Genomic DNA, 10,283 nt, shown 5'->3' with positions numbered 1-10,283 from the left:
CCCCCCGCCCCCCCCCCCCCCCCCCCCCCCCCACCCCCCCCCCCCCCCCCCCCCCCCCCCCCCCCCCCCCCCCCCCCCCCCCCCCAACCCCCCCCCCCCCCCCCCCCCCCCGGGCGGGGGGGGGGGGTCCAGACCTCAAGCAAGGAATCCCGACCGTGGCCGAGCTGCCGTTCATCGATCCGCACCATCATTTGTGGGATCTGGAGGCCAATTATTATCCGTGGCTGACCGACGGGGTTAAGCCGTCAGCCTTCGGTGACTACGAGGCGATCCGAAAAAGTTACCTTCTCGAGGACTATCTTGAGGACGGCAAGAACCAGAACCTCGTAAAATCGGTGCACCTGGATGTGGGGTTCGATCCCAGCGATCCGGTTGGGGAGACGCGCTGGCTGCAGGAGATCGCCGACAAGCGGGGGTTTCCCCACGGCATCGTCGGCTATGCCGACCTGTCTAGACCCGATGTTGGCGAGCTCCTCGACCGCCACATGGAACATCAGAACTTCCGCGGCATTCGGCAGTCGATGAACTACCATCCCGACGCCGCTAAGACATATCAGGCGCGGCCGGAGGTGAGCCGGACACCCGAATGGCGGCGTGGTTTCCGGGAGCTGGCGAAGCGACGGCTGAGCTTCGACCTGCAGCTCTACTATCCCCAGATGGGCGAGTTCCTCGAACTCGCGCGCGACTTTCCCGACGTCCAGATCATTCTCAATCACACCGGCATGCAGGTCGACGGCGCCGAGCATTTTGGCGCCTGGAAAAAAGGCATGCACCAGTTGGCGCAAGCGCCGAACGTCGCCTGCAAAATCTCGGGCCTCGGCATGGGCGACTGGACTTGGACCACGGCCTCGATTCGTCCTTATGTCGAGGAGGCGATCGCAGCCTTCGGCGTCGGCCGCTCGATGTTCGCAACGAACTTCCCCGTCGACAAGCTGTTCTCGAGCTTCGACGCCATTTTGAACGCCTTCAAGGAAATTACGATCGCCTACCCGCACGAGGAGCGGCTCGCGCTGTTCCATGACAACGCTGCCCGGTTCTACCGACTTTAGATCACCGGCAAAGAGAAATAGCAGGAGAGTTCGACATGTTGCTGAAGGGCAAGGCCGTGGTGATTTCAGGGGCCGCGAGCCCTCGGGGGATAGGCCGCTCCACGGCATCGCTGATGGCGGAGCAAGGCGCGCGCATTGCTATTCTTGACCTCGATGAGCAACAGGCCCGTGACGCCGCCGAGTCGCTTGGGCCCGAGCACATTGGCCTCGCCTGTAACGTCGCCGACCTCGATGCGTGCAAGAGGGCTGCTGCCGAAGTGGCCGAAGCCTTCGGCAAGGTCGACGTGCTGTGCAACATTGCCGGGATCACGCAGCCCGCAAAGACACTGGATATCGGCCCGGCTGACTGGGACCGCATGCTCGATGTCAACCTACGCGGCGTGCTCTATCTCAGCCAGGCATTCATCCCGAACATGCGCGAAAATGGCGGTGGCTCGATCATCTGCATGTCGTCGGTTTCGGCCCAGCGCGGCGGCGGCATCTTCGGTGGCCCGCACTATTCGGCTGCCAAGGCGGGTGTTCTGGGGCTTGCCAAGGCCATGGCGCGCGAATTCGGTCCCGAAGGCATCCGCGTCAACTGTGTCACGCCGGGCCTGATCCAGACCGACATCACGGGCGGCAAACTGACCGACGCCATGCGCGCCGACATCATCAAGGGAATCCCGCTCAGCCGGCTGGGCGACGCACGCGACGTCGCCGGCGCCTATCTCTTTCTGGCGTCCGATCTGGCCAGCTACATCACCGGCGCCGTGATCGACGTCAACGGTGGGATGCTGATCCATGGCTGAGAGGACACCGGATCTTGAGATGCCTCGCGCTGGCAGCAATGTCAGCCTGGCCGAACGAGCCTATCGTATCCGCCGACATGCCGTCCGGATGGGTCAAGTCCAGGGCCAAGGTTACGTCGGACAGGCGCTGGGTATCGCCGACGTGCTTGCCGTCGCCTATTTCCATGCGCTTCACTACCGGCCGGACGACACGCTGTGGGAGGGACGCGACCGCTTCCTGCTGTCGATCGGACACTACGCCATCGCGCTCTACGCGGCGCTGATCGAAGCGGGCGTGCTACCGGAGGAAGAGCTCGAGACCTATGGCAGCGACGATAGCCGCATGCCGATGTCCGGCATGGCGGCATACACGCCCGGCATGGAGATCACCGGCGGCTCGCTCGGTCACGGCCTTGGCATCGCTGTCGGTATGTGCATGGGGCTGAGGCGCAAGCAGAGCGACAGTTTCGTCTATAACCTCCTGTCCGACGGCGAACTCGGCGAGGGTTCGACCTGGGAAGCGGCGATGTCGGCGGCCCACCACAAGCTCGACAATCTCATTGCCATCGTCGACTTCAACAACCAGCAGGCCGACGGTCCATCGACGGCCATGCTTTCCTCCGAGCCGGTGACAGACAAGTTCGAGGCGTTCGGCTGGCACGCGCAGCGCGTCGACGGCAACGACATCGAAGCGGTCCGCGTGGCCTTCGACCTGGCGCGCGGGCTGAAGGAGCCTCGTCCGCGTGTGATCGTTTGCGATACCCGCATGGCCAAGGGCGTGCCGTTCCTGGAAACCCGCGACATCACGCATTTCATCCGCGTCGAACCGCATGAATGGGCGCTGGCGCTCGAAGCTTTGGAGAAGGGACGCCCACAGTGAGGCTGTCAAAATTCGCGCCGCGCCACGCCGCCAATGCCGGTGAGCGCAAGACCACCTCGGCGATGATCGCGTCGATCGCGCCCGATGGCGTACCGACACGCAATGCGCCGTTCGGGCACACACTGGCCAGACTGGCGCACCAGCGGCCCGGGATCGTCGGAATGACGGCAGACCTCGCGAAATACACCGATCTCCATGTCTTCGCGCAGGAGCATCCGGACCGCTTCTATCAGATGGGCATGGCGGAGCAGGTGCTGATGAGCGCCGCCGCCGGCCTGGCGCGGGAGGGTTTTACGCCCTTCGCTACGACCTATGCCGTCTTCGCATCAAGGCGGGCCTACGATTTCATCTGCATGGCGATCGCCGAGGAGAAACTCAATGTGAAGATCGTCTGCGCCTTACCGGGGCTGACGACCGGCTACGGCCCCAGCCACCAGGCGACGGAGGACATCGCGATCTTCCGCGGGATGCCGAACCTGACGATCATCGACCCTTGCGACGCGCTCGACATCGAACAGGCCACGGAGGCGATCGCGGACTACAACGGGCCGGTCTACATGCGGCTTTTGCGCGGCAAGGTCCCTGTCGTGCTCAACGAGTACGATTACACATTCCAAATCGGCAAGGCATGCCTGTTGCGCGAGGGTGAGGATGTGCTGTTCATTTCAAGCGGCCTCATGACCATGCGCGCGCTGGAGGCGGCGAAGGCGCTTGAAGCCGACAGGATCGGCTGCGCCGTTCTGCATGTTCCGACGATCAAGCCTCTGGACACGGAGACGATACTTGCGGCTGCGCGCCGTCCCGGCCGGCTAGTGATAGTGACCGAGAACCACACCATCGTCGGTGGGCTGGGCGAAGGTGTCGCCGCGCTGCTGATGCGGGAGGGAGTGGCCCCAGTCTTTCGGCAGATCGCCCTGCCCGACGAGTTCCTCGACGCTGGCGCGCTGCCGACGCTTCACGATCGCTACGGGATCTCAACTTCCGAGCTCGTGCGCCGCGTCCGCACTTGGAGCGAATGAGAAGCAAAAGCTCTCCCATGCAACGGTTGAGCCATCGACTTGAACTGTGAGCTGGCTAACCCCGCCGCGGTTGTCGCGCTCGTCACCCCGGCCTAACGATTGTGCAGCGTTGTGGACTGAGAACCTGGGCTTCCCTATGCCTGTCAATCTGCACATCCTGCCCGGTACTGATTGACCACCGGCCTCCTGTTCAGATGCGCAAGTTTCGGGATGTTGGCTCGTCTGTCCTTTGCGGCATATGGACCGACGCGCGGCTCGCCTGTTCTCGGAATGGGTGTCACGGCACCGGTTTGGTCGAAGGTGAGATGACCCAAGCCTACCAGTTCATCGGCGGCCATCAGTGGACGATCCCCATCTTCCTACTCCGGTACCATGCAGGGGTGGAAAGCTCATCTTCGATCTGGCTCGCGATCCGGCTCGCGTTCGTGAGGTTTCTCTGCGCCACCGGTCGCCGGGCTGAAGCGTCAGGATATCGGCGAAGACGCGGCATCCTTGAGCGTCCAGCTTGGGCGCGAGCCAAAGAGTAAATTCGGATCGCATCAATGTTACGATCGCAAGCGGTGACACTCGGTCCGCAGGCCCAACTTTGATCAATCGCGGCCGGGCGCCAATTCTTTCACCACAGGTCCGCGCGAGCGCGCGCATGCAGTGCCTCCCAGCATTTGTCGGCCGGCGAGCAACCAATTTGCGCTGCAGTGGATGACATTTAGTTGGCCAATCTGCTTGCGGTGATCGATGCGGGGGCAGCATTGTTGGGATTTGCACGAAGTCCGCGTCGCACTGAGCCGGCATCAGCCGCCCCGATCTCGCCAAGCAACAGGACAGGGGCCGCACCTAACCCAAGGCCACCGAAGCGGCACGGACGTTCAGTCGATGTTTACCATTCGATATTATCTTTCGCGAAGCGGCAAGGTTCTGAGTACCGCGCAAGTCAAAGGGCCTGCCCCAGACAATGGGGCGGGCCTTTTTGCGTCACTTAGGGGAACGGACTCCAACGAATTGCCGGTTACCTGAAAAATGGGCCCCAGGCTGTGACACGTGGAGCGTGGCCGGGTTGTTGGTGCATCCGCAATCGGTTGGAAGGCAGGTCCCATTCACGCGATACTCTGCCGGCGTCAGGGCTGGGCCAGGGGTAGGTTAGGGCGTCACGACCCGCAACATGGCGGCTTCATAGTCGAACGAAACACGATTCGTCCATGTTGTTTTGCTTCAAAAAGGCACCGTCCGGCAGTGCGAAGGACGTCCTGAGCATCTGCATTGGAGAGATTTCCGCGCCTCCAATGCTGACAGTCACTTTCAGCCGTCCTGTTGCCCTTTCGCCATGGGACTCGCCTCGACAAGACGGCGTATGTTTTCCGCAATTGTACCTGCCTGCTCTATGCGCACGTCGCGTAACAAGACCCCAAACTCTTCTCCGCTAAGACGGCCGGTCGAGTCTCCTGGGCGTGTTAGATACACGAGCGCCTTTGCGACTCGAACCAAAGCCTGGTCACCTTTGGAATGTGCGTGTTTTGTCGTTGATTAAGGAGAAGTGATTCGGATCGATCAGGAGCAGTGTGTCGCATTCGCCTTCGTCCAGTCGGGCGTGGTTGACCTCGTATTGCTGTCGTCCAGCGTGGCGGGTCTGGTGCTCGCACCGGTCGCCGGCCATCTGGTCGATCGTCATGATGGAGCAAAGAACTGAGGTCTTTCAATTTGAACCTAATTCCCGCAGCCCCGACCGTCAGACCCCTCTTGTCGCGGACGCCGTAACCACATCTGACAAGCGGAGCGTGTCGCCGCCTGTTCGCCCTCATCCGACGAACAATTCCTTGTAACCGGTCGTCACCATCCAGTTCACCCGATCGAGATGGCTTCGCACAGTTTTCCGGGCCCGCTCCGGCTCTTGCACCGGATCGATGCCGAGGATGACCTGCGCCATCTCCTCATAGCTTGCCTCGTCGGCACCTGCATCCAGGAGCCTCAGGTAGGTCGTGAAGTGCTGACGGTCGTAGCTGGTCAGGCTGTCAGACCAGGGCACTTCTTCTTTAAGCCCTGGTTTAACGTCTGGATATTTCATCATGATATCGGGCTCCGGAAGTAAGTGATCGAAGAGCGATTGTTTCTTTTCGACAGCCTAACCAAGCGGATGGGAAACCTCGTAGCTAAGACAACATCGAGATCATGACCCGCAAGCGCCCGCTCGAGGCGATATGCGCATCTTCTGAGCGGTTCGACCCAAGTTAGGGATGAATTGCAAAAAGCTCAAGACCGTGCGGCGCGCACATCGGGTTTCGCATTGTTGGCCATCAAGGTCGTTTGTGACCACAGGATTAACAGGCAAAGCTTGTGCTTGAATTACCGTGATGCTCAGCATCGGTTCAACCACCGTATTCGGGTTCGTAGCGCCTGCCGAGGGCGCGCTGGCCGGGGCGCAGGTCAAATCGAAAGTCAAGAACCGAAGTCTAGCCACCGCATCCGTGAGGGCTTCATGAGCTGCGAAAGGACAACTTTGGGGCTTCATGGGTGGCGCAAAGCATCTTTGGCGCTTCCGTGTTGCCCGCCCGACAGCGCGCAGATCAACACGCCCACGACGGCGGATGCAGCGCTATGGTCCTCGGTGCCGACGAGCATCGCGATAGTCCTGCCGAGCTGTATTTGCTTTCAGCGGCGACCGGCACTATGAAGCGACCCTTCGCCGACTGTGTTTCACGCCGCCTGGAGAGTTTCATGACAGAAGAAGCCGAAAAAAACATCGACACCCTCATCGAGCTCACGGCCGATGTCGTCTCAGCCTATGTCTCCAACAATCCGATCCCGGTGGGGGATCTCCCTGCCCTCATCGGCCAAGTGCACGCGGCGCTGAAAGGCACCGCCGCAGGCGTCACCGCACAAAAGCCGGTTGCCCTTACGCCTGCCGTCCCGATCAGGAAGTCGGTGACACCGGACTACATCATCTCCCTTGAAGATGGGAAGAAATTCAAATCGCTAAAGCGCCATCTGTCGACCCACTATGGGCTGACGCCGGATGGATATCGGGCCAAATGGGGCCTGGCGGCGGATTATCCCATGGTCGCGCCGAACTACGCCGCGGCGCGCTCGGCATTGGCCAAGACGATGGGGCTCGGCCGCAAACCGAAAGCGCCGGAAGCGCCGGAGCCGGCAGTGGCGAAGCGGACCCGCAAGAAGGTCGCAGCTTGATTTCAGCGTTCGAGGTTCGTTCTGGAGCGCGCAGCTGCGGTCGGCATCTGCGCAGAATACGAGAAGGCGGGGACAGCCCGCCTTCAACTGCAAACATCCTTGTTTCACAAGAAGCGCGTCCGCTTGCAGCAATCTGCTGCGCCGAGCCCTATTCTCGCCCGCTCTTGTCGAGCGGCCGTCAGTACATCCGGACTTGCCGCGTACTTCCGGCTCTTGCCGGGGGGCAGGAGAAAAATCAGCCAGCTTTGCTGAGGCTGCCAGCGGAGGATTTGCCAGTGCGGCGGTCCTGCTCGATCTCAAAGTTGATCTTCTGGCCGTCAGCGAGGGTCGAGAGGCCCGCGCGTTCGACAGCGGAAATGTGGACGAAAACGTCCTGACCACCATTGTCGGGCTGGATAAATCCAAACCCCTTGGTGCTGTTGAACCACTTCACGGTTCCAGTCGCCATATGCGTATTCCTTGTAAAGTTCGCAACACGTTTTGGTTCGGCGATCATGCCGGGCCGGTTCATAGTATAACGCAGCAAATGCGAAAGACCGCAAGGCCCGGAGCGACACGCCGTGGTAAGCGCATCGTGCAGCCAGTGGACTGGCCGCGACCAAGCGGCAGTCGCAAAGGCAGACGAAACTCACGCACCACGTGGTGAACCTTGCAATGAGGAATCGGGGGCCGGCACCTCGTACGATCGCCATCGTCAAGAGGATCGAAGCGTTAATCCTGCGGCCAGCGCGGATGCGATCGATCAGGCGCGCGTTTTGCTGGATTAGTTCAAAGGTGAGTCAGGAACAACCGCCCAAGCGATCGACGACTTCCTGCTTGATTTGATGACCCTGGTGGTTGTTGTAGAAAACACCCGCAAGAGGCTCTACAATCCGGCGAGGCAGTTGGCGCGCGTGAGATTGACCAGGCAGGCTGTTCTAGGCTGATTAGAGCGCCCACTCTCGCGAAGAAGGGGGCCGATCTGATCATCGACAAAATCGAGCGCAGCAAAGCTGACCTGATCCTGTGGGTGATCGCTGCTGCGATTCCTCATGCACCACCCAGCGTCTGGATCAACGACAACGAGGGCTGCGGAACAAGCCTGGTCAGCGCCACCTCTTGCGATTTCTCAACCACACTAAAGGTTGATCGGTGGAGGGAAGCCGACGCGATGTGCACCAAGTGCAGCTTTGGGATTGCCGAGCGCTTGCCGGGCGCAATCCGTGCCCGGCCACCCATGACATCCGGCATGCGGACCATCAGCAGCATAATCAGTCGCAGGTGACCGATTCAAAAAATGCGTTGGACGGGTCCGATTTACACGCGAACATGCGAGCATGGACAAGGGTGGCGGCCATCTTCATTGCATTTTGAATATTTTGCGGCTTCGCGATGGGCCTAATAAAGGCGACTGCGTGGGCGATATTGTCGTTATGGCGGTCATGCTGACAGCAGGACAAGAGATCGGGAGCGTGGGCCCCGGCCTCAGCGGTGAGCCGCTTCAGTCGTGGCTTGGACGACAGCAACGTCTTAGAAAACCGTTGGAGAATGCGTGGGGGCGGGTGGACGAAAGCGTGCGATCGGCCTAGACGAGTTCGCAACTCTCCTAAGTCCGCCGAGAGCCTATGAGGCAGCAGCGACCCTTTGTCGTCGAGATAAAACAGAAGCGTGGGCTCATAAAGCGGCCACAGTCAATCTGGGCCGGCATCGACCTGGCCGCCATCGCGAACGATATCGCGGAAGCGAAGACTGAAGGTGCGATCGCTGAAGCGCCGATTGTTCCTTGCGAAGATGTCCGTTCTCGGCCCATGGCCGCCGTTGGTGAAGCAGTACCCGACGCCAAGGACGTGATCACGCCCGACGTATCGCTTCCTAAGCCGGCGACGGTTGAGGAAGCGCCGGTTCCGAAGGCATCGAACGCACCGACTGAGGCAGACGGACCCGCAAGAAGAAGCGGTGGCAGAAAGATGTTGCTTTGCCGCGAGATGAACGATGGAAGCGGCGCCTGCCATGGGTGCTCCGCCAGCGCCGGGCTGTGCCGAAGGTCAACTGCGCCAGGATTGAAGCTGCCCTTGTCGAACTGTCCATGACAGGCCGGCAGTGCACCCAAATAACTCAGAGGCTTGAACCGTACTGTAGGGGTTGCCTATCAGACGCCCTCGGATTTAGGGGCGAGAATGAAATCGAAAACGGGCTCAGGCTGGCCAGGCATCGGCTCTCGCAAAACAGCCGGGAAAGTTGTGGCCGTTTCGGCGTGTACCGCGAGCGCGGCAGGTGTCATTCCGAGTGCGGCCTCAAAGGGCCGGCTCGGCAGAGGCGCCACCCGACGAAAAAGCGCTGCAGCTCTCGCCGCATGGCGCGCGGCAGCGACCCGCTTTCCCTCGCGGATTTTCACCCCGGCCGCCGCCAACAGGATCAATCCCTTGAAGAAAAGGCGATGCTGAGTGCTTTGTTTCGCAGCGTGCCAAAGAGGCTCCCAAGCCTCATGGGCTTCCCAGTAATAGCCGTGATTGAACAGGTCGATACCCCATCGGAACCCGTTTGAGCTGAGTGATTCCTCGACGGCAACAACGGTCCCCGGGTCGCTTTGGTAACTGTGACCCAGCGGGTCGCGAACCGGATGCGGATGTTTGCCAGGCAGGTATGCGTAGCCCGGGAAATTCTTTTCGGGGAGCAAGCGACGACGTGACATAGACCCCAGCAATCATGAAAGCACGTCGATGACAATTCATGTCCTATGGAATCTGATGGGACACCGCTGCATTGGCTGCTGGGTCCTTCCATCCCTGAGATTTCAGCCTCCGCCGTACACGCACGACGCCGGACGTCTTCGGTGGCAGACGCCGATAGCGCTTGACCGTCTTGAAGCCCGACTACTCGCGCACCGAAGACTGACGCTGCTTCTGCGAGCAGCAAGCCCGGTCGCAAGGCCGAAGGCGACGCCAGGGTAGTTCGGATCGATCTCTGCCCGGAGCCAGTCGCGCCGGCGTTCAACGTGAGCAGTTTTGATGACGGGAACGAAGCTGGGTCTCACTGCGGAGCGGCTGCTGCTAGCGGGGATTCGCGCGCTGGTGCCTCATCGCCGCCGCGCCATCTGCTTAGCCCGCAAGCTAGGAAGCGGCGCTCAGCCGGCTAGAACGGGCGAAGTGACCAGAGCTCCGAAGCTGACGCAAGCGTGCGGTCGGCAGCAAGTGGCATACGGACGAGACGTACATCAAGGTCCGCGGCCAATGGATGTATCGGCTTCGTCAAGCTGTACACGCTGCGACTGCTCCCGGGCGCCCCGGCCCATCGCAAGTAGCGGAAACGGAAAGCGCCCGCCCAGGGGGGCGGGGCGCTGTTCCGTATGGGTTTTCTGGATCAAACGAAGGTGAAGTCCGACGCGGTCAGGCCTAGGTCGGCCACGGTG

Annotated in this window: 11 protein-coding genes and 2 pseudogenes; 8 read left to right on the top strand and 5 right to left on the bottom strand. The window is 61.1% G+C overall.

Annotated elements, in window-relative coordinates; translation table 11 throughout:
* Positions 1–155: 155 nt before the first annotated feature.
* The 4 genes from NKH83_RS31040 to NKH83_RS31025 are packed head-to-tail and all read left to right on the top strand — an operon-like array spanning position 156 to position 3,715.
* On the top strand, positions 156–1,049 hold the full coding sequence (locus NKH83_RS31040) for an amidohydrolase family protein (protein ID WP_352691957.1): 894 nt from the start codon (positions 156–158) through the stop codon (positions 1,047–1,049).
* 35 nt (positions 1,050–1,084) lie between these two features.
* Positions 1,085–1,837, top strand: a complete 753-nt coding sequence (locus NKH83_RS31035) for an SDR family NAD(P)-dependent oxidoreductase (RefSeq protein WP_352808938.1) — start codon at positions 1,085–1,087, stop codon at positions 1,835–1,837.
* 19 nt (positions 1,838–1,856) lie between these two features.
* The gene (locus tag NKH83_RS31030) at positions 1,857–2,696 is read left to right on the top strand and encodes a transketolase (RefSeq protein ID WP_502895660.1); all 840 of its coding nucleotides are present in this window, start codon (positions 1,857–1,859) and stop codon (positions 2,694–2,696) included.
* A complete protein-coding gene (locus NKH83_RS31025) occupies positions 2,693–3,715 on the top strand; it encodes a transketolase family protein (protein ID WP_502895659.1) in 1,023 nt (340 codons plus the stop codon). The genes NKH83_RS31030 and NKH83_RS31025 overlap by 4 nt, the downstream gene beginning before the upstream one ends.
* Positions 3,716–5,011: 1,296 nt before the next feature.
* Here the strand turns inward: NKH83_RS31025 and NKH83_RS31020 are convergent.
* A pseudogene (locus tag NKH83_RS31020) lies at positions 5,012–5,206 on the bottom strand (diguanylate cyclase domain-containing protein); the annotation flags it as partial.
* A gap of 40 nt (positions 5,207–5,246) precedes the next feature.
* Between NKH83_RS31020 and NKH83_RS31015 the strand changes: the two are divergent.
* Positions 5,247–5,399: a hypothetical protein gene (locus NKH83_RS31015; protein ID WP_352572257.1), complete on the top strand. Its 153-nt coding sequence runs from the start codon at positions 5,247–5,249 to the stop codon at positions 5,397–5,399.
* Positions 5,400–5,507: 108 nt separating this feature from the next.
* Here the strand turns inward: NKH83_RS31015 and NKH83_RS31010 are convergent, their stop codons facing one another.
* Positions 5,508–5,774: a DNA -binding domain-containing protein gene (locus NKH83_RS31010; RefSeq protein WP_352808942.1), complete on the bottom strand. Its 267-nt coding sequence runs from the start codon at positions 5,772–5,774 to the stop codon at positions 5,508–5,510.
* 650 nt (positions 5,775–6,424) lie between these two features.
* Here NKH83_RS31010 and NKH83_RS31005 point away from each other — a divergent pair.
* Entirely contained in the window at positions 6,425–6,895 is a 471-nt protein-coding gene (locus NKH83_RS31005) for a Ros/MucR family transcriptional regulator (protein WP_352808933.1), read from the top strand.
* Positions 6,896–7,130: 235 nt separating this feature from the next.
* Here NKH83_RS31005 and NKH83_RS31000 read toward each other — a convergent pair whose 3' ends face one another.
* Both NKH83_RS31000 and NKH83_RS30995 read right to left on the bottom strand, forming a co-directional pair.
* Positions 7,131–7,343 (bottom strand): cold-shock protein, encoded by a 213-nt coding sequence (locus NKH83_RS31000; RefSeq protein WP_352615685.1) that lies wholly within the window; start codon positions 7,341–7,343, stop codon positions 7,131–7,133.
* A 581-nt stretch (positions 7,344–7,924) separates the two neighbouring features.
* Entirely contained in the window at positions 7,925–8,143 is a 219-nt protein-coding gene (locus NKH83_RS30995; protein ID WP_352808931.1) for a hypothetical protein, read from the bottom strand.
* Positions 8,144–8,499: 356 nt separating this feature from the next.
* Here NKH83_RS30995 and NKH83_RS30990 point away from each other — a divergent pair, with 356 nt between their 5' ends.
* Complete coding sequence (locus tag NKH83_RS30990) at positions 8,500–8,964, top strand: hypothetical protein (protein ID WP_352808928.1); 465 nt, start codon at positions 8,500–8,502, stop codon at positions 8,962–8,964.
* A 59-nt stretch (positions 8,965–9,023) separates the two neighbouring features.
* On the opposite strand, the gene NKH83_RS30985 is transcribed toward NKH83_RS30990, so the two are convergent.
* Positions 9,024–9,551 (bottom strand): DUF309 domain-containing protein, encoded by a 528-nt coding sequence (locus NKH83_RS30985; protein ID WP_352808925.1) that lies wholly within the window; start codon positions 9,549–9,551, stop codon positions 9,024–9,026.
* Positions 9,552–10,042: 491 nt separating this feature from the next.
* Here NKH83_RS30985 and NKH83_RS31800 point away from each other — a divergent pair.
* Positions 10,043–10,123 (top strand): annotated as a pseudogene (locus tag NKH83_RS31800) (IS6 family transposase); the annotation flags it as partial.
* Between the last annotated feature and the right edge of the window lie 160 nt (positions 10,124–10,283).

This window comes from Mesorhizobium sp. M0909, assembly GCF_040319515.1.
In the GTDB taxonomy this organism is placed as follows: Bacteria; Pseudomonadota; Alphaproteobacteria; order Rhizobiales; family Rhizobiaceae; genus Mesorhizobium.
This window is presented reverse-complemented; position numbering and strand designations above follow the sequence as displayed.

Coding starts and splice junctions, on each gene's coding strand:
- NKH83_RS31035 (WP_352808938.1), top strand. CDS start 1,085: ATGTTGCTGAAGGGCAAGGCCGTGGTGATTTCAGGGGCCGCGAGCCCT.
- NKH83_RS31030 (WP_502895660.1), top strand. CDS start 1,857: ATGCCTCGCGCTGGCAGCAATGTCAGCCTGGCCGAACGAGCCTATCGT.
- NKH83_RS31010 (WP_352808942.1), bottom strand. CDS start 5,774: ATGAAATATCCAGACGTTAAACCAGGGCTTAAAGAAGAAGTGCCCTGG.
- NKH83_RS31005 (WP_352808933.1), top strand. CDS start 6,425: ATGACAGAAGAAGCCGAAAAAAACATCGACACCCTCATCGAGCTCACG.
- NKH83_RS31000 (WP_352615685.1), bottom strand. CDS start 7,343: ATGGCGACTGGAACCGTGAAGTGGTTCAACAGCACCAAGGGGTTTGGA.
- NKH83_RS30995 (WP_352808931.1), bottom strand. CDS start 8,143: ATGCTGCTGATGGTCCGCATGCCGGATGTCATGGGTGGCCGGGCACGG.
- NKH83_RS30990 (WP_352808928.1), top strand. CDS start 8,500: ATGAGGCAGCAGCGACCCTTTGTCGTCGAGATAAAACAGAAGCGTGGG.